Here is a 25,220-nt window from a genome sequence, read left to right on the forward strand (position 1 = left end):
CGAGCCCTCCCCCTGATTGACCAAGCCTAGTCAATCAGGTTGAGCGAAGCAAACTCAGGTTGCAGTCGAGATTGGGCCCCTACCCCACCGCCGCCAAACGGCTCAGCGCCGCTTCCAGCTTGGCCTTGGCCGCTTCAGCCTCAGCGAGGCGTTCGCGGTTCTCGGTAATCGCCTCTTCCTTGGCTCGGGCCAGGAAGTCGGGATTGCCCAGCTTCTTGGCGGCTTTCTCGATGTCGGAGACGTGGCCGGCGATTTCCTTGGTCAGGCGGGCCTTTTCGGCTGCCAGGTCGATGAACTCGGCGATGGACAGGGCACCGGTCGCCTCGCCCAGCACGAAGGGCACCGCGCCGGTCGGCGGGGCATCAGCTTCGCGGGCGCTGTCGAGGCGCGCCAGGGTCAGCAGCAGGTCGCGGTGACGGGACAGACGCGCCTTGGTCTCGACGCTGGCACCGATCAGGGTCAGCGGCGGCTTGGCACCCGGCGGCACGTTCATCTCGGCGCGGACCGAGCGGATCTCGCTGACCGTGTCGACCAGCCAGCCGATCTCGGCCTCGGCGTCGGCGTCGATCCAGCTTTCGGGAAGCTCCGGCCACTTTTCGACAATCAGCATGCCGTCGCGGGCGGCGCCGAACTCGGCGGTCTTGTCCCACAGCTCCTCGGTGATGAACGGCATCACCGGGTGCAGAAGCTTCAGGATCACGTCCAGCGCCCAGGCGGCGGTGGCGCGGGTCTCGGCCTTGGCTGCGGCGTCATCCCCGTTGAGGATCGGCTTGGCCAGTTCCAGATACCAGTCGCAGAACACGTTCCAGATGAACTTGTAGAGCGCGCTGGCCGCCGCATCGAAGGCCGGCGCTTCAAGGGCGCGGGTCACCTCGGCGACCGTCTTCACCGTTTCGCCGCGGATCCACTTGTTGATCGGCTGCTGGACGGTGGCGGGATCGAAGCCCTCGACCCGCACGCACTCGTTCATCTGGGCGAAGCGCGAGGCGTTCCACAGCTTGGTGCCGAAGTTGCGATAGCCTTCAATGCGTTGCTTGCTCAGCTTGATGTCGCGCGCCTGTCCCGACATCGCCGTCATGGTGAAGCGCACCGCGTCGCAGCCCAGTTCGTCGATCAGGACCAGCGGGTCCATCACATTGCCCTTGGACTTGCTCATCTTGGCGCCCTTCTCGTCACGGACGAGGGCGTTGATGAACACCTGCTTGAACGGAACCTCGCCCATGAAGTGGATGCCCATCATCATCATCCGGGCGACCCAGAAGAAGATGATGTCAAAACCGGTGACCAGGGTGCTGGTCGGATAGAAGCGCGCCACGTCGCTGGACTTTTCAGGCCAGCCCAGGGTCGAGAACGGCCACAGGGCCGACGAGAACCAGGTGTCGAGGACGTCTTCGTCGCGCTTCAGTGCGGTCGGCGCGCCGTAGTGCGCCGCTGCAGCGGCCAGGGCCTCTTCTTCGGTCTCTTCGACGAAGATCTCGCCATCCGGCCCAAACCACGCCGGGATGCGGTGACCCCACCAGAGCTGGCGCGAGACGCACCAGGGCTCGATGTTGCGCAGCCATTCGAAATAGGTCTTTTCCCAGTGCCGGGGCTCAAAAACGGTGTCGCCGTTCTCGACGGCCTTCAGGGCCGGCTGGGCCAGGGTCTTGGCATCCACGTACCACTGGTCAGTCAGGAAGGGCTCGATGACCACGCCCGAACGGTCGCCGTGCGGGACCATGTGCCTGGTCTTCTCGATTTCCTTCAGCCAGCCCTCTTCCTCGGCGCGGGCGACGATGGCCTTGCGCGCGGCAAAGCGGTCCATGCCGACATACTCGGCCGGAACGGCATCGTTGAGCTTGGCCTCGACGGTCAGTATATTGATAACTTCCAGCCCTGCCCGCTTGCCGACGCCGAAGTCGTTGAAGTCATGGGCCGGGGTGATCTTCACCGCGCCCGAGCCCTTGGTCGGGTCGGCATAGTCGTCGGCGACGATAGGAATGCGGCGGCCGACGATCGGCAGGGTCACGAACTTGCCGACCAGAGCCTTGTAGCGCTCGTCGGTCGGGTGAACCGCGACGCCGGTGTCGCCCAGCATGGTCTCCGGGCGGGTGGTGGCCACGACGATATAGTCGCGGGTCTCGAATTCGGTGGCCTTGCCCTCATCGTCGAAGGCGACCGGGTGCTGGTAGGTGACGCCGTCGGCCAGCGGATAGGCAAAGTGCCAATAGGCGCCGTCGACCTCCTTCTGCTCGACCTCGAGGTCGGAGATGGCGGTCTGGAACTGCGGGTCCCAGTTGACCAGGCGCTTGTCGCGATACAGCAGGTTCTGCTTGTAGAGCTGGACGAACACCTTGCGGACGGCGGCCGACAGGCCCTCGTCCAGGGTGAAGCGCTCGCGCGACCAGTCGCAGCTGGCGCCCAGGCGGCGCAGCTGGTTGGTGATGGTCCCGCCGCTCTCGGCCTTCCATTCCCAGACCTTGTCGACAAAGGCCTCGCGGCCCATGTCGCGCCGGCCCACATTGCCGGCGGCGGCCAGCTGGCGCTCGACCACCATCTGGGTGGCGATGCCCGCGTGGTCGGTGCCCGGCAGCCACAGGGCGGCCTTGCCCCGCATGCGGTGGAAGCGCGTCAGCACGTCCTGCAGCGTGTTGTTCAGCGCGTGGCCGATGTGCAGCGAGCCCGTCACATTGGGTGGCGGGATCACGATGACGAACGGCTCGGCGTTCGGATCATCGCTCGGCTTGAAGGCACCGGAGGCCTCCCAGGCGGCGTACAGGCGGGGTTCGGCGGCTTTGGGGTCGAAGGTCTTGTCAAGCATGGCGCTGCGGGTATGCCATCTGCGGCCGCCGCGCGAAACCGGGCGACCTTGGATTCAGGGGAAGTTTGAACGGAAAAAGGCGGCCGCCGGAGCGACCGCCTTCAGATTTTCGAGGTCCGCGCCCGCGTTGCGGCGGGCAACAGACCCGTTTCTATACGCCGCGACCGCGGGCGATGCGGTGAACTTCTTCTTCGACCTTGGCCTCGACGATGCGCGGCAGGTTGTTGTCGAGCCACTCTTTCAGAAGCGGCTTCATCAACTCGCGGACAACATCTTCCAGCGTGCGGCCGTCGCGCGGCATCAGAACGGCGGCCGACAGGCTGCCAAACGCGCTGGCGGCGAGGGTAGAGGCATGGTCACCGACCAGGTTCTCGGCCACTTCATCGCGATTGAACGCCGGCCGCGGAGCCGGCGGCGGGGTGTAGGGCTCAGGGGCCGGTTCGGGTGTCGCGGCATAAACGTCCAGATCGCCCAGGCTCTCGAACCGCTCGGGCTCGGGCTCGGGCTCAAAGGCGGGTTCCGGCTCAATGGGGTCGGTCAGGTCGAGAACGTCTTCTTCGACGGGCTCCTCGAACACGGGTTCCGGTTCGGGCGGCGGCGCGGCGGCGGCCGCCGGCTCCGCAGGCGCATCATCCTCCGAGATGATGCGCCTGATGGAGGCGAGGATTTCCTCCATCGTCGGTTCTTGGGAGCTCTGGTCGGACATGTGTGGGGCCGTCGAAAAGAGGTACGAATCCTTGTGCGCCCCGAAGGCCGCTAGCCCCGATGGTGCAGACTTGAGCAGCTTAAGCAAGCGCAAGGATTGCGGGTGGGCGAAATGGACGCGGTAAGGGCTACTTCGGGGCCGGGGTCGTGACCGGCGCGCCTAGCCTGTCGACGGCCTCCACCACCGGCTCCCATGGCACCCAACCGGCGGCTTGGTTGACGCGGTCGTATGAGGTCTTGGGATCGTAGCGGGTGACGTTCGGAGCCAGGGCGGCGATATCCAGCGCGCCCATGGCCTGAAGCACGCTGGCACTGGCGACATATTCGTCGCGACGGGCCGACACCAGGGCCAGCTCGGCCGAGCGCAGCTCCTGCTGGGCGTTCAGCACGTCCAGCGTGGTGCGAAGGCCCACCTGCTGCTCCTGGCGCACGCCCTCGAAGGCGATACGGGTGGCGCGAACCTGTTCCTCGTTGGACACCAGGCTGGAGCGGGCGGCCAGCAGATTGCTCCAGGCGTTCGAAACCGACTGCAGGGCGGTGCGCTTGGCACCTTCCACGGCAATGCGGGCGGCGTTTTCGCGCTCGGCGGCGGCACGCACCTGCGAGGTGTTCAGTCCGCCGGTGAACAGCGGGATCGAAGCCGTGACCCCGCCTGTGATCGAGCGGTCATAGTCCTTGAACTGGCTGCCGACGCCGTTGCGGTCGCTTGCGTCATAGCCGAGCGAAGCGCGCGCCGAGACCGTGGGGCGGTAGCCGGCGCGGGCCGAGGAGACCCGGGCGGCGGCGGCGCGCTCATTGTACTGGGCGGCCAGCACTTGAGGATTGTTGGTCTGGGCACCGTCGAAGGCCTTCTCGACCGTGGCCGGCAGCAAGGCCTCCAGCGAGGGTTCGGCCGCGAGGTCGGTCGGGCTCTGGCCGACTATGGCCGCATAGCTGGCCCGGCTGATCGAAAGCTGCGCCTGGGCCGAGGCCAGTTGGGCCTGCGCCGCGGCGCGGCGGGCCTGCGACTGGGCCACGTCTGTGCGGGTGATCTCGCCCACATCAAAGCGCGCCTGCGATTCGTCCAGCTGGCGGTTCAGGACCGAAACATTCTCCTGCGAGATCCGCAGGCGCTCCTGGTCGCGGCGCACATCGACATAGGCCTGGATGACACTGATCAGCACGCTCTGCTCGACGCTGCGCAGACCTTCGCGCGCCGAAAGCACATCGGCCTGGGCTGCGGAGAGGTTGGCGCTGGCGCGGCCGCCCGAATAGATCGGCTGGCTCAGCGACAGGGTCGCGCCGCTGCCATAGGTCTTGGTCGACGCACCATTGTTGGCGGGGTCTGAGCGCAGGGCCGTCAAATCAGCCGAGGCGCTGGCCGACGGGCGGAACGCGGTCTTGGCCTGGACGACGCTTTCGTCGGTGGCGCGCTGGCTGGCGCGCTGCTGCTGCAGCGTGGGATTGGTCTGGTAGGCCAGGGCTATGGCGTCGGTCAGCGTCTCGGCCTGGGCGGCGGAAACGAAGCCGGCCATCAGGCCGAAGCTGCAAGCGGCGGCCAACAATCCGGCCCGGCGGCTAATCGACATCAAGTTCTATCCCCAAGTCACGCGCAGCTCGCGCTCGCATCCTACCCAGCGCGTGTACGGCCCGAAGTCACTGGCCGCCAGTTAAGGTTTTTTCACGCTCACGTTGCGCGTTTGTTGCGAGCCCGACAAACAGCGCCGTGCAGCGCTCTAGAACGCGAAACCGGTCACGGCCGAGAAGCCGGACATGACCGGCGGTGTCGAATCAAAAACCGTACGGCGACCCACGCCATCCTCGGCGTGGACATAGAGCATGGCATGGCCCACGGGGCCGCTGCGCTCCACCACGCCAAGGCGTCCGCCCACGGCCAGCGCCTGGGTCCAGGCAGCCGGCGCGGCGCTGACAGCGCCTTCGCAAATGATGACATCATAGCCTGTGCCAGAGACGGCGCTAAGGTCGTCGCTATCCAGGCGCGTGACCGACAGGCCCATGGTCTCCAGAACCGCCGCCGCATAGGGCGCAGCAATGGCCAGGGCCTTTTCGCCAGCGCGCGGCTTAACGCATTGCAAGAGCTTGCCCACATCGCGGGGACGCAGCAGCCAGCGGCCCGGCGCATACTCCACTTCGGTCTCGGCATAGGCCAGCCAGGCCTTGCCCGCCGGAACGACGGTTTCGCGCGCCACTACCCGCAGCGCGTCCTGCAACGGCAGGTCGGTCACGTCGGCGGTGCGAATCTGGCTTTCCACCATGTTCAGCCGCGCGGCGGCGAAATCGGTGCTCATGGAATCCCTCGGCGGACTTGGCGTACGTGCAGGCTTATAGGTCCGCGCCTTGGTTCAAGGCAATGAGGAGGCTGCAGTCGTTGCTCTCGCCAGCCCGATTTTCCCTGCTGCTGGTCAGGCCAAAGCCCCATGAGCCGCCCCCGCAACCGCTCGGCTAAAGATCAATTTAAGATTCAATTAACCATAAACCCGCACATTGCGCGGGTCTTCAATGAAGACACCCACCATCACTGACTTTCCACAGCCCGGCCACAAGCCGGGCTGTTTTTTTATCCGAAGACGCTTGCGCCGAGTCACCGAGGCGGCTATCACCCGGCCTCTTCCTGAGGCGACCTGTTCCGCGGTAGCTCAGTGGTAGAGCAGCCGGCTGTTAACCGGCTGGTCGTAGGTTCGAATCCTACCCGCGGAGCCACCTCCTCTCCTGATTTTTCAGGAGAGGGTGCACCATACCCACCCCCGACAATTTGTTTGGTTGTCATCCTGGTTTTTCCAGGCGGGGCACGGGCGTGCGTTTGGCGGTTACGGTAACCGATGCCGTAACTATATGATTTAGACGCTTTTTATCTTCTTGCTGGGACTGATGGGCCACGAAGAGGCTTCTGAAGGCTGTCCCATGACCCCCGCCGACGACCATTGGCCAGCGACCTTGCAGCGCGTCGTCGCTGCACTTGAGTTCAAGCTGGGCCCCGCAAGGGGCCTCACGCCGGCCATGGCGCTGCAGCCCAGGGGAAATCTGGGTGCCCTGCCCGCCCTGATCCAGACCGCAGTCGACGCGGCCATCGAGATCGACAGCTGGATCGCAGACGAACGACAGGAGGCCGCCATCAATCGCGAGGCCGTTGTCGCTCGCAAAGCCCTGGTCCGCGCGCTGGCGTCAGAGCCGCCCGGCAGCAGCCACTCGCCCTTCACAGACGGCTATGCCGCCGCCTATCGCCTGCAACTGGCCCGGGCGGTATGGGCGGCCATCGCCGACCATCCGCGCCGCCGCCTCGAAGACCTGGCCAGCTGCCGGGCCTCCGTAGCCGCCTGAAGCCCTACCAGGCCCCAATATTGGGCATTGACGCCCACGGCTCGGCAGGCGGCAGGGCGCCGTCCTGCAGCAGCTCCACAGAGATGTTGTCGGGCGAGCGGACGAAGGCCATGTGCCCGTCACGCGGCGGCCGGTTGATGGTCACGCCCATGTCCATCAGCCGCTGGCAGGTCTTGTAGATGTCGTCGACCCGATAGGCCAGGTGGCCGAAATTGCGTCCACCCTGATAGTCTTCAGGGTCCCAGTTATAGGTCAGCTCGACCAGCGGAGCCTTGCGCTCTTTCGCCAGTTCGACGTCTTCCGGAGCCGCCAGGAAGACCAGGGTAAAGCGGCCCTTGTCGTTCTCCATCCGGTACATCTCTGTCAGGCCAAGACCCTGGCAATAGAACCGCAGCGAGGCGTCCAGATCGCGGACGCGGACCATGGTGTGCAAATAGCGCAAGGGCGGACTCCCAGACAGGATTGAGACGAAGATATAGGCGCTGTGCCAGCCCGGAAGAAGGGCGCATCAGGCCGGGACGCGATCCCGGGTCTGGCGCCGCCAAAGGGCGGCATACTCGCCACCCGCTTCCAGCAAGGCGGCGTGCCCGCCCCGTTCGACGATCTTGCCCCGCCGCAACACCACGATCTCGTCGGCGTCGGCGATGGTTGACAGGCGATGGGCGACCACCAGCGTGGTGCGGCCGGCCCTGGCCTTGCGCAGGGTCTCTTGAATGGCGGCCTCCGTGCGGCTGTCCAGCGCGCTGGTGGCCTCGTCCAGGATCAGCACGCGCGGCTGGGCCAGCAGGGCGCGAGCGATCCCGACCCGCTGGCGCTCCCCGCCCGACAGTTTCAGCCCCCGCTCGCCGACCTTTGTGGCCATGCCTTCGGGCAGGTTGCGGATGAACTCGCCCAGTTCGGCGGCCTCGGCGGCGGCCCAGACCTCGGCTTCCGATGCGCCTGGCCGGGCAAAGCCGATATTGCTCAGCAGGGTATCGTTGAACAGGGCCACATCCTGGGGCACCAGGGCCACGGCGCTTCGCAGGGACGCCTGACGCAGGTCACGCAGGTCGCAGCCATCCAGAGTGACCCGGCCCGCCTGCGGATCGATCATCCGCAGGGCCAGGCGCACCAGCGTGGTCTTGCCCGCGCCCGACGGCCCCACGATGGCCACGGTGTGGCCCGGCGGGATCGAGAACGAGACGTCGCTCAGCCCTTCGGAGCGCGCTCCGTGACGGAACGAGACCGCCTCGAACGACACCGCACCGCCCCGCTGGTCGATGCACGGCGGCAGGTCAACGGCGTCGGGGGCGTCGGCCACATCGGCGCTCTGGCGGCGCAGATCCATCATCGCCTCCATGTCGATGAAGGACTGGCGGATCTCGCGATAGGCAAAGCCCAGGATGTTGAGCGGCGCGTACAGATTGATCAGGATCAGCACGGCGGCCGTGACATCGCCCGGCCCCATCCGCCCGGCTGAGGCCTCGACACCAGCCAGAACGGCCATGCCGCCCAGCCCCACGCTCATCACCGCCGACTGCACGACATTGAGCAGGGTCAGGGAGTTGGTCGCCTTGACCTGAGCGTCGCCATAGACCTTCAGGGCACCCGTATAGCCGGCGACGGCGCGGTCCTCGCCGCCGAACGACTTGACGGTTTCGTAGTTGATCAGAGCGTCCACGGCCCGCCCAGCGGCTTCGGCGTCGGCTTCGTTCAGTGCGCGGCGATGACCGATCCGCCAGTCCGAGATTGCGAAGGTCAGATAGCCATAAACCCCGACGGTCAGCAGGGCGATGGCGGCGAAGCGCCAGTCATAGGCCTTGGCCAGCACGACGGCGGCCATGACCAGTTCGATGGCGGTCGGACCCAGGTTGAACACCAGGCTGCGCAGCAGGAAGTCCATCGACCGTGCGCCCCGGTCGATCACCCGGGACAGCGAGCCCGTCCGCTTGGACTGATGGAAGTCGATCGACAACGACAGGGCGTGGGCGAAGGTCTCGACCGCTGCACGGTTCTGGGCGGCCTGGGCCACGGGGGTGAACACAGCGTCACGCGCCTGGGGCGCAGCGGCGGAAATGAAGCGCACCAGGGCCCAGCCCGTGGCCAGCCCGGCAAAGGTCCAGGTGACGGTGGCCGCAACGCCCTGGCCTGCTGCCAGGCGATTGACGGCTGCGCCCAGCAACAAGGGCGCGATCACGCCCAGGGCCTTGCCCACCAGGGTGAAGGCCAGGGCCAGGGTCACACGCCAGCGCAGTCCGGGCGCGTTAGAGCGCAGCACCAACCGGAAAAGATCGCCCATCGCGGCCCAGAAGCGGATCTTCACGGCCGGCGGCGCGACAGCCTCCGGAACAGCCTGTCGCGCAGATGGTGCCGAGCCAAAGCCCCTCACCGGCCGGCACCCTGAACGATGGTCGTGGTCTGCACCCCGCCGCCGGGCGTAATCCAGTCGATCCGCCAGCCGATCTCGGTCCTTTGGGCCCTGACGGGACCATCAGTCATCGGCCCGGCAGGGGAAACTGTCAGCTTGATCTTCTGCTCGCCCCCCTCGCCGCTCACCTGAATGTCGTGCGGGCCAGCGCCCAGAGGCTGGTCCAGTGAGAGGAAGAAGCGGCCGTCGTCATCGGCCTGGCCCACGGCGCGGGGCGTGCGATCCACGCGAACCCCCAGCCCCGCGCCCGGCGAGCCGGTCCCCGAGATCACTGCCCCGCCCTGCGGATCGACATCCACAGCCAGGATACGCGGCGAGACCGAATCCACGCCCATTGTCAAAGCGCCCGAACCGGCGCGCAGCAGGGCCAAGGTCCCCTCTGGCGTGATCAGGACGTAGCCTTCTGCCTGCACAGTGCGGTCGCCCTTGGTCATCGACAGCCCGTAAAGACGCACGCTGTCACCGACCGGCGCACTCAGGGTCCATCGTCCCTGGGCGTCGGCCTGGCCAACAACCGCCTCGCCCGTCGGCGCGCCCAAGCGAATGCTGGCACCGGGCGCCCCCATGCCGGTCAGCAGGAACCCGCCGGGCGTGCGCGTCACCTGCTCAACACTGGGCGGAGCCACATAACCGGCCTCGACAGCATCGACCTGCGGCGAGGGCGTCGAGGCCTGGGGGCGCCATTCGGTCTTCCCCGTTCGGTCGCAGGCCGACACCGCCAGCAGGCCGCAGCACAACAACGGCATAATGCCGGCCCGTGCGACCATCGACTTGAAACGAAGGGTGCGAATCCTGATCATACGGCGCTCATGTCGGCGCGATCTGGCGCACCGGCGTTTACATAGGCGGCGCGCGATCTCGGCGCGCCCTTTTCTTTTGCTGGAGTGAACGACGATGCCCGATGAGTCTAGGCGCCTGGACTCCGTCTGCGTCTATTGCGGATCCTCCAACGACGCCGACCCCGCCTTCATAAAGGCAGCCGGCGACATCGGGATCAGCTTCGCGCAAGCCGGCCTCAAGCTGGTCTATGGCGGCGGTGGTGTGGGCCTGATGGGTGCCACGGCTCGCGGTGCGCACAGCGCCGGCGGAAGGGTACTGGGCATCATCCCGAAGTTCCTGACCGGACGCGAACAGCCGTTCGACGATGTCGAGACCATCGTGGTCGACAACATGCACGAGCGGAAAATGCTGATGTTCGAACGCTCGGATGCCTTCGTGGTGCTGCCTGGCGGCATCGGCACGCTCGAGGAGATCATCGAACTTCTGTCCTGGCGGCGCCTGGACCTGCACCAGAAGCCCATTGTTTTCCACAATCCGCGCGGCTTCTGGGACCCGCTGTTCACCCTGCTCAAGCACACCATCGACGAGGGCCTGACACCACCGGCCCTGGCTGACTGTTGGCGGTCGGTCGAGCGCGCCGAGGATGTGACGCCCGCGCTCTTGTCATGGGACGCGGAATTCTATCAAAGCGGCCCTCAAACAAGCGTTCGCCTGTTGACTTAGTTTCTAAACGCAACGCATTTTTGGAGCAGGCCGACCTCCCCGTCGGCCAAGGGGATAAAGGAAACAGTCATGCGTATCTTTCTGACCACGCTCATCGCCGTCTCAGCCCTGTCGACCGCAGCGCTCGCCGCTGAAGGCGCGGTTCTCAAGCTGAAGGCACCGGCCAAGGTTCCCAGCCTCATCCAGGACGGGGCCGCCTGGCGCTGCAACGGCGATGTCTGCGCCGCGCCTCAGGTCAAGGCTCTGCCGATCGGCCGCGCCTGCCGAAAGGTCGCCGCCGAGCTGGGCGCCGTGACCTCGTTCCACTATCGCGGCGAGGAGCTGGACGCCGCAGGCGTCGCCGACTGCAACACGGCCGCGAAGCCCTAGGAGCTGTGGACACTTATCGCATCCAGAGTATTGCGGCAGCGAGGTGCAGGACGGCGAGGTAGTTTCTCGCCGTCTTCTCGAAGCGGGTGGCGACACGGCGGAACTGCTTGAGGCGACTGAAGCAGCACTCGACGAGGTGGCGCTGGGCGTAGAGGTGCGGGTCGAGCGTATATTTCTGAGCGCGTGAAGGATTGTTGGGGATGACGGCGACGGCGCCCTTGGCGGTGATCGCCTGACGCAGATGATCTGCATCGTAGGCGGTGTCGGCCATGACGACCTTGGCCGGCAAGCCTTCGATCAACGGACCCGCTTGAGGTGCGTCTCCCCGTTGCCCGGCCGTGAGAATGAACCGGACTGGTTGGCCCAGGCCTCGCACGGCCATGTGGACCTTGGTGCTCAGTCCGCCGCGCGAGCGTCCAAGGGCTTGATCTTCAGACCCCCCTTTTTGGCCCCGCTAGCGTGCTGGTGGGCGCGGACGATGGTGGAGTCTATGATCAGGTATTCGAAGTCTGGATCGCCCGACATCGCCTCGAAGATCCGCCGCCAGACGCCCTTCTGGCTCCAGCGACTGAACCGCCGGAAGGCGCTATTCCAATCGCCGAACACCTCGGGCAGATCGCGCCAGGGCGAGCCCGTCCTCACGATCCACAACACGCCCTCGACGAACATCCGGTTGTCGCGGCCGGTCGAGCCCTTCTGGTCAGGACGCCCGATGATCAGGCCAGACATCCGGTCCCAATCAGCGTCACTCAGCACCAAACGATCCATCACACCCAAGACCGCCTCCCAAAAGACAGTCTTGAATCACGCTTCGCACCCTTCGGGAATCCCTAGAGTCCACAGCTCCTAAGCCGACCCGGCTTCAGATCTAATCAGCTCGAACAGGCGGCCCGCACCATGCGGGCCGCCTGTTTTCGTTTTGCGCCTTACTTACGCTCTTGCGAACGCGAGGACGGGCGCGGCGCCTTGGGCGTCGCCCCCGTCCGGGGGCCGACCAGCATGCCGCCCATCAGGGCGAAGGACAGCATGGCGTGGTTCATCTTCGATACATTCATGGCGGCGTCTCCCAGACTCGCTTGAAAAACAGACAGGCCGTTGGACCAGGAGACGCGCGCGGCTTACAGGGGCGGTCCCCTCCTAGTCGTCAGCGCGTCGGGGGCAAACATGAGCCAAACCGAGCGCCGCGCAAGCAATTTTTAATCCGATGACTGATCAAATCAGCCCACGGAAAATGTGTTTTCAGGGTCGCCAAACCCGCTGAATATTAATCCGACTACAGATCTAAATGGCCGACATCGCACGGTCGGCTTAGCAGTCACTTCGGCAGCTCTGCCCGCGGCCTTGCCGCCGCAGACCACACCCTTAGCGGCGCGCTGAATGGCCCCTTGGCCACACTCAATGGCGCAATCCATTGGTCTTGACGGTCAGTTCCTGCGCTTCGGCTTCAACGGGCGCGATCGCCGATACCCGGCGTGATCTGCCTGCCGTGCATGTCCTGGCCCGTCATCCGCCTGCCGCCTTCCGTTCGACGAAGGCTTGAACGGCGGCCCGCTGGAGCCCCGGATAGCAAATCGACGGTCGAGCAAAGAAAAAGCCGCCTGCGTCGGCATGACGCAGGCGGCTCTCCATTTTTAAGGCGTTGTTCCGTGGACGTTACCGCCCACGCGCAGCATCAGATCATGCGGCGGTGTCGAACGACAGGCCTTCGTAGCGCTTCAGGTGGTGGTCAACCGAGCCAAACAGGCCTTCGATGATCGAGGCGCGCTTGAAATAGTGGCCGATGGCCAGCTCGTCGGTCATGCCCATGCCGCCATGGATCTGGATGGCATTCTGGCCCACGAACTTGCAGGCCCGGCCGATCTGCACCTTCATGGCCGAGACGGCCTGGGCGCGGGTCGCGGCGTCTTCATCGATCTTGATGGTGGCCATGTAGGTCATCGACACGGCCTGCTCGACATTGATGAACATGTCGACCATCCGGTGTTGCAGCACCTGGAAGTTGGCGATGGCGGTGCCGAACTGCTTGCGCTGCTTGGCATAGTCGAGCGTGTTTTCATGCAGCTTGCGCAGCACACCCACGGCTTCTGCGCCGACAGCGGCCGTGGCCTCGTCCATGATCTTGTCGACCAGCGCCAGGCCCTCGCCCTCGCCACCGATCAGGGCGTCAGCCGGGATCGAGACGTTCTCGAAATAGACTTCCGAAGCCCGGCCGCCGTCGACGGTGGGATAGTCGCGGGTGACGATGCCCGGCAGGCTCTTGTCGACCAGGAACACCGAGACGCCCCCGGCGTCGCGCTGGGCACCGCCGGTGCGGGCCGTGACGATCAGGTGGCTGGCGAACGGCGCGCCCACGACCACGGCCTTGTGACCGTTGAGGACATAGCCCGAACCGTCCTTCTTGGCGGTGGTCTTCAGGTCGCGCCAGGTGTAGCGGGCCTGGGGCTCGGCATAGGCGAAGGCGATGGTGGTGGTGCCCCCGACAATGCCCTCAATCACCGAGGCCGCATGGGCATAGCCCGAATGCTTCATGAAGCCGCCGCCGATGACGACCGTGCCCAGATAGGGCTCGATGACCAGGGCTTTGCCGAACTCTTCCATGATGATCATGTTGTCGACGGCACCGCCGCCCAGACCGCCCAGATCTTCGCTGAACGGCGCGCCCAGAATGCCGAGCTCTTCGGCGAAGGCCTTCCAGTAGTCAGCGCGCCAGCCGCTTTCCGAGGCCACGATCTTGCGACGCGTCTCGAAGTCGTACTTGTCCTGCAGGAAGCTCGCGACCGTGTCGCGGACCATCGACTGCTCTTCGGTGAAATTGAAATCCATCCCAGGGTTTCCCGTCTTTTTGTTCTGTCATCCCGGCCGCAGCGAAGCGGAGAGCCGGGACCTTCAAGGTCGGTGAATTGGCGGTCCCGAGTCACGCCGTCGGCGTGCCCGGGATGACAAGAGCGCTCGCTAGAGCCCGAGCACCATCTTGGCGATGATGTTGCGCTGGATCTCGTTGGAGCCGCCATAGATCGACGTCTTGCGGACGTTAAAATAGTGGGGCGCGGCGCGATGCGCGAAGTCCGGGCCGATCGGGTGGGCATTGTCGCCGTCGTTCGGGAAGCCCCGGAAATAGGGCGCGCCATAGTGGCCGGCGGTTTCCAGCACCAGTTCGGTGATGCGCTGCTGGATCTCTGTACCCTTGATCTTCAGGACGCTCGACTCCGGACCAGGGCCCTTGCCGGCCGCTTCGCCCGCCAGGGTGCGCAGCTCGGTGAACTCCAGGGCGGTCAGGTCAATCTCCAGTTCGGCGACCTTGCGCTTGAACACCGGGTCGGCCAGCAGGCTTTCGCCGTCGTCCGACATTTCGGTCGAGGCGATGGCGCGGATCCGCTCGATGCCGCGCTTGGAGCGCGCGACGCCGGCGATGCCCGAGCGCTCGTGGGCCAGCAGGAACTTGGCGCAGGTCCAGCCCTTGTTCTCGTCAAAGATCCGGTTCTCGACCGGCACCTTGACGTTCTCGAGCCAGACCTCGTTGACCTCGTGCTCCCCGCCCAGGGTGATGATCGGACGGACGGTAACGCCCGGCGACTTCATGTCGATCAGCAGGAACGAGATGCCTTCCTGGATCTTGGCGGTCGGGTCGGTACGGACCAGGCAGAAGATCCAGTCAGCGTGCTGGGCCAGGGTGGTCCAGGTCTTCTGGCCATTGACCAGGTAGTATTCCTTGCCGTCGTCGCCGGTGAAGCGCTCGGCCTTGGTCTTGAGGCTGGCCAGGTCGGAACCTGCGCCCGGCTCGGAATAGCCTTGGCACCACCAGATGTCGCCCGACAGGGTGTGCGGCAGGAACCGCTCTTTCTGCTCGGGCGTGGCAAAGGTGTAGATCACCGGCCCGACCATGTTGATACCGAAGGGCAGGATCGGCACGCAGTCGGCGCGGGCGGTCTCTTCGGACCAGATGTAGCGTTGAACCGACGTCCAGCCCGGACCACCAAACTTCTCGGGCCAGGCGGGGGCCACCCACCCCTTGTTGGCCAGAACGCGGTGCCAGGCCAGGAAGTCTTCCTTGGCCATTTCCTCGCCCTCTTCCTGCTTTTCGCGCAGGCCGGCCGGATAGTTCTCGGCGATGAAGGCACGGACTTCGTCGCGGAACGCGACGTCTTCGGGCGAAAAGTCGAGGTTCATGGCGGGCTCCCGGTTCCGGCCCTTCATTATAGGGGGCCGTTATTGCGTTTCGGATGCCACGATAGATGTCGAACGGACGTTTGGAAAGATGACGTTAGCGTCAACGGAAGCGAATATGATCCGCGTTCAGTTAAGTTCGCCTCCGCCCGCCTAGCGCGCCTCGCAGGCCAGCTTGACGAGCGCCAGGGCAGTGGCACCGCCCACCCCTTCCTCGTCGGCGATATCGAGCGCCAGAAGCGGGCGCTTGTCGAGGGCCGAGAGCAACCGGGCATGACCTTTCGACAGGCCGACATGGGCGGCCAGGCAGTGGGAAATCAGATCGGCGTCGAGGCGCGCCAGCACGGCGGCAGCGGCGCAGGCGGCATAGCCATCGAGAAGAACCGGGATCTTCTGAACCCGGGCCGCCAGGATCGCGCCGGCGACAGCGGCCGTCTCGCGACCGCCCAGCTGACGCAGGACCTGCAGCGGATCGTCCAGACCGCCCTCCTCCCGCGCCCGCTCGACGGCGGCGATGACCAGGTCCGGCGCGTCGGTCCAGTCGCCGGCCTCGCCGCCGAACAGGGCATAGGCGAGGCTGGCGGCAATCATGTCGGTTTCGGCGGCGATCACACCGGGGATCAGCAGATCGGGCTGCTTGGCCAGGGCCTCCATGCCGAACGCCATGGTCGCGGCGCATTCCTTCTCGCTCATCGTCGCCTTGTCGACAGCGTTGGGCGTCGGGCGATCCACGGCCAGGTCGAAGGCTTCCAGCCCCGCGCCCTGTACGCCGGCCAGGCGACAGATAGTCGCTCCGCCCGAAGCCACAGCTTCCAGCCGATCCCGTGCATAGCCGCGCGGCCCTACCCCCTGCCGGGCACCGGCATACAGCGCCACCACCGGACGATTGACCACTGGCGGGGTCTTGCCCGTCCATCGCGTCAACCAGGCAGAGATCTCGGCCAGACGGTCAGCCTGAACGAGCGTGGGGGCTGAACCCGCCGCCGGAGGGGCATAGGCCAAGGCGCGGATGTCGTCGAAAGGGGATGCGGTCATGGGCGCGGGCATATAGTCGCCCGCGCTCAATGCAAGCCTCGTTTGCGAGAGCTGCACATTGCCGGCGACCCGGACTTGCGCCCAACCCGCACAGCAGAGAAGATTGTGCGATGAGCTTGCCTGCCCAACCGCCTCGCCCGATCACTTCGCCGTGCATCAAGGTCTGCGCCGTCGATGGGGCCAGCGGCTATTGCCTGGGCTGCAGGCGTACCCTGCCAGAAATCGCCGGCTGGGCGCGTCTGGGCGAGCAGGCGCGGGCCGACATCATGGCCGCACTGCCCGCCCGTCCAGATCCGATGGCTCGGCTGATGACCGCGATAGCCCCCAGCCCAACCTGATTGCGGCTACTGCCCGCGTTGCCGCACGGCGGCGCGGGGGCCGCTCCACTCTGCCAGAAGTTTGTCCCGCTTGGCACCCGACGCCTTGTCGCCCTGGGCGGTCGCGGCGGCAAGCTTGTTTGCGGCCGAGGTCCGGACAGCAAGGTCACGGCTCTGGGTCTGCGCTCTCAGGAAGGCGTCGATGGCCGTGGTGTCCAGCTTGCCCAAGCCTTCTGACGCCGCCAGCCCCCGACATCGCGCGGCCTGCAGGACCTGGATGTCCGACACGGCGGGCGCTGCCTGGACCGCGGAGGCCAGGCCCATCAGCGCAGGGGTCGAGATCCGGATCGTCTTCATGGTGTATTCGCTCAATGCAAAATTGTTGCACCGACGAATACTTCGACTGACATCCAACCTTGGCTAGAATTGGAGCTATATATTATAACTCCGGAACGGATTCACAGGTTAGGAAGTTTGCACAATCCCGATTTACGATATCATTAACTATAAGCTATAAATCAAATCGGATATTCACGGCTTGCAAAGGCTTCACCCTCTAGGATCTGGCTCAACGACCGGCGAAACGGTCACAAAGCCTATTTGGCAGGGTGTCTTCAATGTTCAAGTTCGCGGCGATCGCGATGGTGGGAGCTTTGTCGGCGGTGGGTGCGGCCAAGGCCGTCGTCTCCCTCGATGATCTGCGCCAGCCTGACCTGCGCGCCCCCACGGCGGCAACGGCGACCCTGGGCGACACCCAGTCCGCCCAGATCACCAAGGGCACCGACGGTCACTTCTGGGCTGAGGCCACCGTGGACGGCAAGGCCGTGCGCTTCCTCGTCGACACCGGCGCGACGGCGGTTTCACTCAGCCTCGCTGACGCCAGGCGCCTGGGCATCGACCCCAGCACGCTGACCTATGACTACAGCGTCATCACCGCTGATGGCCGCACCCGCGCCGCCTCGGTAAAGCTGGCCAGCGTGGCGATCGCCGGGGCCCGGGTCCGCGACGTCGACGCGCTGGTCATCGAAAGCGGCCTCGAGACCTCGCTGCTGGGCATGAGCTATCTGGGTCGCCTGTCGCGCTTTGAGGCCACACCCAAGGCGCTGATCCTGCACCCCTGAGACGGATAGTCTTACGACCAGGCGACTAAAGCGTATCGAGTTCCAGATTTGACGGCGCCGTGAGCGCGCGCGCCGCCTTGGCCGCGACGGCTTCGCGCACCACATCGAGGGCGCGGTCAACCACATCCAGCCCGGCTCCGGCCTTCACGCCCTCAACCGTCAGGATTCGCCGCCAGGCCCTCGCGCCCGGCTGGCCGTGGAACAGGCCCAGCATGTGCCGGCTCATCGCAGCCAGATGTACGCCCGCCTCAAGCTTTTCAGCCATATAGGGCTTGAAGCGTTCAACGGCCTCAAACTCGGATACATCCCCGCCGACTCCGAACACCCGGCGATCCACTGCGCCCAACAAGCCTGGCTCGTGATAGGCCGCGCGGCCCAGCATCACGCCGTCCACATGTTCAAGATGGGCCTCTACGGCGTCAAGATCAGCTATGCCGCCATTGATGACAATGGTCAGGCCCGGTCGTTCGCGCTTGAGCCGATAGACCAGCTCATAGTCCAGCGGCGGGATGTCCCGGTTCTCCTTGGGCGACAGCCCCTTCAACCAGGCCTTTCGGGCATGGACAACGAAGCTGTCGATCCCCGCCCCGGCGCACGCGTCGACCAGGCCGAACAGGCTTTCTTCCGGGTCCTGGTCGTCGACGCCAATGCGGCACTTGACCGTCGCGCGAACAGACACAGCAGCCTTGATCGCCGCCATGCACTCGGCCACCAGGTCCGGCTCGCGCATCAGACAGGCCCCGAAGCGGCCGCTTTGCACCCGATCGGACGGACAGCCGACATTCAGGTTGATCTCGTCATAGCCATAGTCCTGGCCGATCCGCGCGGCGGTGGCCAACCCGACGAGATCCGAACCGCCCAGTTGCAGAGCGACCGGGTGCTGGTCGGCGTCGAAGCCCAGCAGCCAGTCCCGGTCGCCATGGATCACCGCGCTGCTGGTCACCATCTCGGAATAGAGCAAGGCCTGGCCCGAAAGTACGCGGTGAAATGACCGGCAATGTCGGTCACTCCAGTCCATCATCGGGGCGACCGAGAACCGGTGCGGCTGGAATTTCGTCATGTTCACAGGTTCATCAACGATCTGAATCGACCACAGCACACCACGTCCGGCGAGCGATCGACCCACGCAAGGGCGCTATATAGGGGAGACTTGGCGAGGGCGCGAGACGGTCAGCGCTGTGCGCGCCCGACACTGCAGAGCGCAAAAAAAGAGGCCCGGCTTTGCGGCCGGGCCAGTTATTAGGGAGGAAACGCCCAGGAAGGGCAGAGGCGCAGCGCGCCTCACCCCCCTAAGTTAGCGCTACCAATTCACATTTCAAGGTCGTGCCTGTCAGAAACTTTCTGACGAGACAATTTGGCGCAGCGCGGCCAAGCCCGCCCGTCCGGGCCGGCTGCAAAAATCAGGTCACGAAACGGTACCCGACGCCCGGTTCTGTCACCAGGATCTTCGGCGAGGCAGGGTCGGCTTCCAGCTTCTGGCGAAGTTGGCTCACGAAGACCCTCAGATACTGGGTGTCGTGCGCATGGGCCGCGCCCCACACGGCGACCAGCAGTTCCTTGTGAGTCAGCACCTTGCCCTGCCCCAGGGCCAACCGCGCCAGAACGTCATATTCGCGCGGCGAAACCTTCACGACCGCGCCGGCCCGGGTGACGAGGCGCTTGTCCAGATCGATCAGGACATCACCCGAGACGATCGGCCCGTGCGGCACCGGTGTCCGGCTGGTCTGGCGCAAGGCCGCCCGCAGTCTGGCCAGCAGTTCGCCGACGCCGAAGGGCTTTTCGACATAGTCGTTGGCCCCGCGATCCAGGGCCTGGATCTTCTCGATTTCGCGGTCGCGGGCCGAGAGGATCAGGATCGGCCCGTCATAAAAGGCGCGGGCCTTTTCCAGCACGTCCTTGCCGTCCATGTCGGGCAGGCCCAGGTCCAGAACCACGGCGTCGGGCGACCACAGGGCGATGCCTCTCAGCCCTTCCTGGCCGCTGTCGGCGCGCAGGGGCTCATAGCCCGCCGCATCCAGGGCCGGACCCAGGAAGCGGTGGATCTGCGGCTCGTCATCAATGACGAGAATCCGGTGGCGAAACGCGGTCATGGCACGGTCATAGCAGGTGATGGGGCGTCGCGACGCCCTTGGGCAGACTGATCAGGATCCGCGTGCCCTTGCCGTCATGGATCGGGCTGGCGGCAGCGATCCGCCCGCCCAGCGCTTCGATGAAGCCCTTGGCGATCGAGAGGCCCAGGCCGGCACCCTGGCTGCGGTCGCTGGGCTCTTCCATGCGCCGGAACTTCTCGAAGATCCGCTCCAGCTCGGCGGGTGGTATGCCCCTGCCCTCATCCTCGATACTGATCACAACATTGGCGCGATCCTCGTAGGCCGCCATCTCGATGCCTGCGCCCGGGGCGCTGTAGGCGATGGCGTTTTCGAGCACATTGACCACAACCTGCTCCAACAGCCCGCCATCGGCCCGAACCAGGCTCAGTTCCGCCGGAAAATCCCGGCTCAGGGGACGCCCGCCCAGTCGTCGTGTCACGCGCTCGGCTGCGGCGTTGAGGACGTCGCGTACATCGATCCAGTCAGATCGCAGCCGCAGGACGCCGCCCTCGATCCGGGTCATGTCCAGCAGGTTGGCGACATAGCGATTGAGGCGCTCGGCCTCCTCGCGAATGCTGACCAAGAGGTCGTCGCGAACCGACTTGGAAAGCTTGTCGCCATAGTCGATCAGGGTGGTGGACGCGCCCAGCACGGTCGAGAGCGGCGTGCGCAGGTCATGACTGACCGAATTCATCAGGGCGGAACGGAAACGATCGGCCCGACGCAGCGTCTCGGTCTCCAGCGCCTCGGTCGCCAGTTGCGAGCGCTCCAGCGACACCGCGCCCTGCTCCAGCAAGGCCAGGACCAGGCGCTCGTCGTCAGAGCCGCCGGCCATCGCCCCGGCCTCGACCCCGGCGACACCGGTCCGGGCGCGAACGCCGTCAAGCGGCCAGAACGTCCATCGCGCCTGAGGCAGGGTGCCCGTCCCGAAACCGGCGACCTCGCCACGCTCCCAGGCCCAGCGGGCCACGGCCATCGGCGCGGTGTCCAGCGGCTCAAGATCGGGGGCCCCGGCCACGGCGACGATCTCGCCATCGCGGGGCAACAGCACCATGGCCCGCGCCCCGGCGGTGGCCGCGACCTGTTCGGCCAGGGCCTGGGCGACAGCGTCCCGCCCCGTGGCGGCCGAGAGCGTGCGGCTGGCGGCCAGCAGGGTCGAGACCGCCGCCGCCCGCCGCTGCGAGCCCAGGGCCTGGTCCCTGACCCTTCCGGCCAGCCCGCCCGACGCCAGGGCCACGGCCCAGAAGACGATCAGCGTCAGGAAATCGGTCGGCGTTCCGACGACCAGGCTGTAGCGGGGCTCAAGGAACAGATAGTTATAGACGAGAAAGGCGACCGTCGCGGCGGCCAGAGCGGGCCGCAGGCCTTGCAGCACTCCGGCCGCCAGCACGGCGGCCAGGAAGATCATGCCCAGGTCGACCCGATCGAAGGCGACATCCAGCCCCCAAGCCGCCAGGGTGGCCGCCCCGACGAACACCGCGCCGGTCAGATAGGGTCGCCATGCGCCCTTTTGTGAAGACTTGACGCGCCGGAGCTCGCGCTCCTGACTGGCCTCGGTGACGACATGGATCGCCTCGCCCCGCGCCTCGCGCAATAGGGCCGCCGCCAGCGACCGGCCCAGCAGTTCGCGCCAGCGACTGTCGGCCGACTTGCCGATGACGATCTGGGTAATGTTGTTGCGCCGGGCATAGGCCATCACCAGGCCGACGATGTCGCTGCCGGTCAGGGCGACCGTCGTCGCACCCAGCTGCTTTGCCAGCTTGAACGCGTCGCGAAGGCGCGCCCCGGCCCCCTCGCCCGCCGCCGGCTGATCGGTGCGCTCGACATGGGCGACCGTCCAGGGCGCGTCCATCATCATGTCCGACAGGCGTCGGCCGGCCCGCACCAGGCCACCGGCCATGGCGTCGCCGCCCACCAGCACCAGGATCCGCTCGCCCGCCGCCCAGGGCCCCTCGACGCCCTTCTCGCGCATCGCCGCGACCAGTTGGTCATCGACTGTCTGGGCGGCCCGGCGCAGGGCCAGCTCGCGCAAAGCTGTGAGGTTCTCGACCTTGAAGAAGTTCTCCGACGCCAGCCGCGCAGTTTCGGGCACATAGACCTTGCCCTTACCCATCCGCTGGCGCAGTTCGTCGGGGGTGATGTCGACGATCTCGATGTCGTCAGCCCGTGACAAAGCGCTGTCGGGCACGGTCTCGCGCTGCCGCACACCGGTGATGCGCTGGACCACATCGACCAGGCTTTCCAGGTGCTGGACGTTGAGGGTGGTCCAGACATCTATGCCGGCCGCCAGGATTTCCTCAACGTCCTGCCAGCGCTTGGGATGACGCGAGCCCGGCGCATTGGAGTGGGCATATTCGTCGACCAGCAGCAGCTTGGGCCGACGCTCCAGCGCCGCATCGATGTCGAACTCCATCAGGATCCGGCCGCGATAGTCGATGGGCTTGCGCGGCAACACATCCATCCCGCGCAGCAGACTCTCGGTTTCGCGGCGACCGTGGGTCTCGACCAGCCCGATCAGCACGTCCTGGCCCTCGGCCTTGCGACGCCGGGCGGCACGCAGCATCTCGTAGGTCTTGCCCACGCCCGGTGCCATGCCCAGAAACACCTTGAGGCGCCCCCGGCTGGCCCGATTGGCGGCCGCCAGGAGCGCATCGGGATCGGGGCGCCCGTCAGCAAATGTGCGTTCGTCAGCCGGCAAACGTCTAGTCCGCCGCGCGGGCATCGAGCACCCGGTTGACCGCCAGCACATTGACGCGTGGCTGACCGATGAAGCCCAGCAGGCGGTCCTGAACATGCCTGTCGATCACGGCCTTGACCTCCGCTGTCGGCAGGCCGCGCGCCTTGGCGATGCGAGCGGCCTGCAGATGGGCGTAGGCGGGCGAGATGTCGGGATCCAGGCCCGAGGCCGAGGCTGTGACCGCGTCGGCGGGAATGGCCACGCCGGGCGCTTCGGCGCGAAGGGCGGCGGCCTGGGTCTTTTCCCGCGCGATCAGGGTCTCGTTCAGGGGACCCATGTTTGAGCCGCTGGACGCGGACGCGTCATAGCCGCCGCCGGCCGCCGAGGGGCGCGGATGCAGATACTCGGGTCTGGCAAAGCTCTGGCCGATCAGGGCCGAGCCGACCACGACACCTTTGGCGTCGCGGATCAGGCTGCCATTGGCCTGGACGGGAAACGCCGTCTGGGCCACGCCGGTGACCGCCAGCGGATAGGCCAGGCCCAGAACGGCAGTGAAAAGGCCCAGGGTGACGAGGGCCGGCCTGAAGTGAGCCATGAAGGGATGGGAGAGCATGATGGGTGAGTCTCCGAGGACTTGAGCTTAGGCCAGGCCGAGGGTCGAGACCACGAGGTCGATGAGCTTGATGCCCACAAACGGCGCGATCAGGCCGCCCAGGCCATAGACGGTGAGGTTGCGCGACAGCAGCTTGCCGGCGCCGATGGCCCGGTACTTCACCCCGCGCAGGGCCAGCGGGATCAGGGCGACGATGACCAGGGCATTGAAGATCACCGCTGAAAGGATCGCGCTTTCCGGGCTGTGCAGCTTCATCACGTTCATCGCGCCCAGCGACGGCAAGGCCACCACGAACAGGGCCGGGATGATGGCGAAGTACTTGGCCACGTCGTTGGCGATGGAAAAGGTCGTCAGGGCACCGCGAGTGATCAGCATCTGCTTTCCCACCTCGACGATCTCGATGACCTTGGTCGGATCGCTGTCCAGATCGACCATGTTGCCGGCCTCGCGGGCGGCCTGTGCGCCGGTCTGCATCGCGACGCCGACATCGGCCTGAGCCAGGGCGGGCGCATCATTGGTGCCGTCGCCGCACATCGCCACCAGACGTCCCTTGCCCTGCTCCTCGCGGATCAGCCGCAGTTTGTCCTCGGGCGTGGCCTCGGCCAGGAAGTCGTCGACCCCGGCTTCCGAAGCGATGGCTGCGGCGGTCACCGGGTTGTCGCCGGTGATCATCACGGTGCGCAGGCCCATCCGGCGCAGGTCGGCGAAGCGTTCCTTGACGCCCGGCTTGACTACGTCCTTCAGGTGAATGACGCCGACCAGGACACCGTTTTCACTGACCGCCAGGGGCGTGCCGCCCGAACGGGCAATACGATCCACGGCGGCGCTGACCTCGGCCGGGATCATGGTCGGATCCAGGGCCAGGCTGCGATAGACGGCATCGACCGCACCCTTGCGCCAGGACATCGGCCCAGCATCCAGTCCAGACTGACGGGTGGTGGCGCTGAAGGCGATCGAAGTCGCGCCGGCCGGAACCTCGACGACCAGACCCCGATTGCGGCCCAGCTCGACGATGGAACGGCCTTCGGGAGTCTCATCGGCCAGCGAGGCGCTGACGGCGGCGCGCAGGGCGACGTCCGGAAGCACGCCGGGCGCGGCGATCACTTCGGTGGCCATGCGGTTGCCGAAGGTGACGGTGCCGGTCTTGTCCAGCAGCAGGGTGTCGACGTCCCCGGCGGCCTCGACCGCGCGGCCCGAGGTCGCCAGCACATTGACCTTCAGCAGGCGGTCCATGCCGGCGATGCCCACGGCAGACAGCAGCCCGCCGATGGTCGTGGGGATCAGCGTGATGAACAGCGCGCCCAGCACCAGCGGGTCCAGGGCCACGCCCGAGAACTGGCCCAGGCCCAGCAGGGTGACGACGGCGATCAGGAAGATCAGGGTCAGGCCCGCCAGCAGGACCGCCAAGGCGATCTCGTTGGGCGTCTTGCGACGGTCAGCGCCCTCGACCATGGCGATCATGCGGTCAAGGAAGGTCGAGCCGGACTCGGCCGTGACCCGCACCTTGATCCAGTCGGAGACTACCGTGGTCCCACCGGTGACGGCGGAACGGTCGCCACCACTTTCACGGATCACCGGCGCGCTCTCGCCGGTGATGGCCGCCTCGTTGACGCTGGCGACGCCTTCGATGATCTCCCCATCGGTAGGGATCACATCGCCGGCCTCGACCAGGATCACCTCGCCGACCCGCAGGCTGCTGGCCGGGGACAGCGTGATGGTTCCCGCCGTTTCGTCGATGATCAGCTTGGCCTTGGTGGTCACGCGGGTGGCCCGAAGGCTGTCAGCCGCCGCCTTGCCCCGCCCCTCGGCGATGCTCTCGGCCAGGTTGGCGAACAGCACCGTGGCCCACAGCCACAGGGCGACCTGGATGGCGAAGCCCGCAGGCTGGCCGTCGGCCACGGCTGCCACGGCCGAGACCGAGGACAGCAGGGCCACGATCCAGGTGGCGAAGATCACCGGATTGCTGGTCAGCCTGCGCGGGTCCAGCTTGACGAACGCGTCCTTCGCCGCCCGGGCCAGCAGCGGGCCCGAGAAGCTTCCGGTCAGGGCGGAGGCCTTCCGGCGGCCCTCGCCGGCCGGGATGTCTATGGAGGTCATGAGG

General features: G+C 66.2%; 23 protein-coding genes and 1 tRNA gene. 6 read left to right on the forward strand and 18 right to left on the reverse strand.

The window, feature by feature from the left end; translation table 11 throughout:
* Positions 1-79 precede the first annotated feature (79 nt).
* The 4 genes from ACW179_RS15835 to ACW179_RS15850 all read right to left on the reverse strand — a co-directional run bounded on the left by ACW179_RS15835 (position 80) and on the right by ACW179_RS15850 (position 5,793).
* Positions 80-2,800, reverse strand: coding sequence for a valine--tRNA ligase (locus tag ACW179_RS15835; protein WP_492060425.1), 2,721 nt, complete (start codon positions 2,798-2,800; stop codon positions 80-82).
* Positions 2,801-2,951: 151 nt separating this feature from the next.
* Positions 2,952-3,506, reverse strand: a complete 555-nt coding sequence (gene popZ, locus ACW179_RS15840; RefSeq protein WP_492060426.1) for a pole-organizing protein PopZ — start codon at positions 3,504-3,506, stop codon at positions 2,952-2,954.
* 127 nt (positions 3,507-3,633) lie between these two features.
* Complete coding sequence (locus ACW179_RS15845; protein ID WP_492060427.1) at positions 3,634-5,073, reverse strand: TolC family outer membrane protein; 1,440 nt, start codon at positions 5,071-5,073, stop codon at positions 3,634-3,636.
* A gap of 147 nt (positions 5,074-5,220) precedes the next feature.
* Complete coding sequence (locus tag ACW179_RS15850; protein ID WP_492060428.1) at positions 5,221-5,793, reverse strand: protein-L-isoaspartate O-methyltransferase family protein; 573 nt, start codon at positions 5,791-5,793, stop codon at positions 5,221-5,223.
* A gap of 337 nt (positions 5,794-6,130) precedes the next feature.
* On the opposite strand from ACW179_RS15850, the gene ACW179_RS15855 reads away from it, so the two are divergent.
* Together ACW179_RS15855 and ACW179_RS15860 are read left to right on the forward strand one after the other, a co-directional pair.
* Positions 6,131-6,205: transfer RNA gene (locus ACW179_RS15855), tRNA-Asn, on the forward strand.
* 201 nt (positions 6,206-6,406) lie between these two features.
* On the forward strand, positions 6,407-6,823 hold the full coding sequence (locus ACW179_RS15860; protein ID WP_492060429.1) for a hypothetical protein: 417 nt from the start codon (positions 6,407-6,409) through the stop codon (positions 6,821-6,823).
* A gap of 4 nt (positions 6,824-6,827) precedes the next feature.
* Here ACW179_RS15860 and ACW179_RS15865 read toward each other — a convergent pair whose 3' ends face one another.
* From ACW179_RS15865 to ACW179_RS15875, 3 genes are all read right to left on the reverse strand, one after another.
* Positions 6,828-7,265, reverse strand: coding sequence for a VOC family protein (locus ACW179_RS15865; RefSeq protein WP_492060430.1), 438 nt, complete (start codon positions 7,263-7,265; stop codon positions 6,828-6,830).
* A 66-nt stretch (positions 7,266-7,331) separates the two neighbouring features.
* Complete coding sequence (locus ACW179_RS15870; RefSeq protein WP_492064333.1) at positions 7,332-9,260, reverse strand: ABCB family ABC transporter ATP-binding protein/permease; 1,929 nt, start codon at positions 9,258-9,260, stop codon at positions 7,332-7,334.
* Positions 9,188-10,030, reverse strand: coding sequence for a hypothetical protein (locus ACW179_RS15875; RefSeq protein WP_492060431.1), 843 nt, complete (start codon positions 10,028-10,030; stop codon positions 9,188-9,190). Before ACW179_RS15875 ends, ACW179_RS15870 begins: the two co-directional genes overlap by 73 nt.
* A gap of 94 nt (positions 10,031-10,124) precedes the next feature.
* Between ACW179_RS15875 and ACW179_RS15880 the strand changes: the two genes are divergently transcribed.
* Positions 10,125-10,733, forward strand: a complete 609-nt coding sequence (locus tag ACW179_RS15880) for an LOG family protein (protein WP_492060432.1) — start codon at positions 10,125-10,127, stop codon at positions 10,731-10,733.
* Positions 10,734-10,802: 69 nt separating this feature from the next.
* Positions 10,803-11,102: a DUF8200 family protein gene (locus tag ACW179_RS15885; protein WP_492060433.1), complete on the forward strand. Its 300-nt coding sequence runs from the start codon at positions 10,803-10,805 to the stop codon at positions 11,100-11,102.
* Positions 11,103-11,115: 13 nt separating this feature from the next.
* On the opposite strand, the gene ACW179_RS15890 is transcribed toward ACW179_RS15885, so the two are convergent.
* From ACW179_RS15890 to ACW179_RS15910, 5 genes are all read right to left on the reverse strand, one after another.
* Positions 11,116-11,879, reverse strand: a protein-coding gene (locus ACW179_RS15890) for an IS5 family transposase (RefSeq protein WP_492059466.1) whose coding sequence is annotated in 2 segments (ribosomal slippage) — positions 11,116-11,541 and positions 11,544-11,879 — 762 coding nt in all. Because the reading frame shifts where the segments join, the coding sequence is not laid out codon by codon here.
* 149 nt (positions 11,880-12,028) lie between these two features.
* The gene (locus ACW179_RS15895) at positions 12,029-12,172 is read right to left on the reverse strand and encodes a hypothetical protein (protein ID WP_492064334.1); all 144 of its coding nucleotides are present in this window, start codon (positions 12,170-12,172) and stop codon (positions 12,029-12,031) included.
* 607 nt (positions 12,173-12,779) lie between these two features.
* Positions 12,780-13,925 (reverse strand): acyl-CoA dehydrogenase family protein, encoded by a 1,146-nt coding sequence (locus ACW179_RS15900; RefSeq protein ID WP_492060434.1) that lies wholly within the window; start codon positions 13,923-13,925, stop codon positions 12,780-12,782.
* 129 nt (positions 13,926-14,054) lie between these two features.
* Positions 14,055-15,269: an acyl-CoA dehydrogenase family protein gene (locus ACW179_RS15905; protein ID WP_492060435.1), complete on the reverse strand. Its 1,215-nt coding sequence runs from the start codon at positions 15,267-15,269 to the stop codon at positions 14,055-14,057.
* A gap of 150 nt (positions 15,270-15,419) precedes the next feature.
* Positions 15,420-16,301: a nicotinate-nucleotide--dimethylbenzimidazole phosphoribosyltransferase gene (locus ACW179_RS15910; protein WP_492060436.1), complete on the reverse strand. Its 882-nt coding sequence runs from the start codon at positions 16,299-16,301 to the stop codon at positions 15,420-15,422.
* Between the two features lie 110 nt (positions 16,302-16,411).
* Here ACW179_RS15910 and ACW179_RS15915 point away from each other — a divergent pair, with 110 nt between their 5' ends.
* The gene (locus ACW179_RS15915) at positions 16,412-16,639 is read left to right on the forward strand and encodes a DUF1289 domain-containing protein (RefSeq protein ID WP_492060437.1); all 228 of its coding nucleotides are present in this window, start codon (positions 16,412-16,414) and stop codon (positions 16,637-16,639) included.
* 6 nt (positions 16,640-16,645) lie between these two features.
* On the opposite strand, the gene ACW179_RS15920 is transcribed toward ACW179_RS15915, so the two are convergent.
* Entirely contained in the window at positions 16,646-16,975 is a 330-nt protein-coding gene (locus ACW179_RS15920; RefSeq protein WP_492060438.1) for a hypothetical protein, read from the reverse strand.
* 251 nt (positions 16,976-17,226) lie between these two features.
* Here ACW179_RS15920 and ACW179_RS15925 point away from each other — a divergent pair, with 251 nt between their 5' ends.
* Entirely contained in the window at positions 17,227-17,739 is a 513-nt protein-coding gene (locus ACW179_RS15925) for a TIGR02281 family clan AA aspartic protease (RefSeq protein ID WP_492060440.1), read from the forward strand.
* Positions 17,740-17,764: 25 nt separating this feature from the next.
* Here ACW179_RS15925 and dusA read toward each other — a convergent pair whose 3' ends face one another.
* The 5 genes from dusA to kdpB all read right to left on the reverse strand — a co-directional run bounded on the left by dusA (position 17,765) and on the right by kdpB (position 25,216).
* Positions 17,765-18,799: a tRNA dihydrouridine(20/20a) synthase DusA gene (dusA, locus tag ACW179_RS15930; protein WP_492060441.1), complete on the reverse strand. Its 1,035-nt coding sequence runs from the start codon at positions 18,797-18,799 to the stop codon at positions 17,765-17,767.
* A gap of 340 nt (positions 18,800-19,139) precedes the next feature.
* On the reverse strand, positions 19,140-19,829 hold the full coding sequence (locus tag ACW179_RS15935; protein ID WP_492060442.1) for a response regulator: 690 nt from the start codon (positions 19,827-19,829) through the stop codon (positions 19,140-19,142).
* 7 nt (positions 19,830-19,836) lie between these two features.
* Positions 19,837-22,527, reverse strand: a complete 2,691-nt coding sequence (locus ACW179_RS15940; protein ID WP_492060443.1) for a DUF4118 domain-containing protein — start codon at positions 22,525-22,527, stop codon at positions 19,837-19,839.
* A 4-nt stretch (positions 22,528-22,531) separates the two neighbouring features.
* The gene (gene kdpC / locus ACW179_RS15945; RefSeq protein WP_492064335.1) at positions 22,532-23,101 is read right to left on the reverse strand and encodes a potassium-transporting ATPase subunit KdpC; all 570 of its coding nucleotides are present in this window, start codon (positions 23,099-23,101) and stop codon (positions 22,532-22,534) included.
* A gap of 45 nt (positions 23,102-23,146) precedes the next feature.
* Positions 23,147-25,216 carry a potassium-transporting ATPase subunit KdpB gene (gene kdpB, locus ACW179_RS15950; RefSeq protein ID WP_492060444.1) on the reverse strand — a complete coding sequence of 690 codons (2,070 nt, stop codon included), beginning with the start codon at positions 25,214-25,216 and terminating at the stop codon, positions 23,147-23,149.
* Positions 25,217-25,220: the final 4 nt, after the last annotated feature.

The sequence above is a fragment of the Caulobacter sp. AVps18 genome (assembly GCF_058681425.1).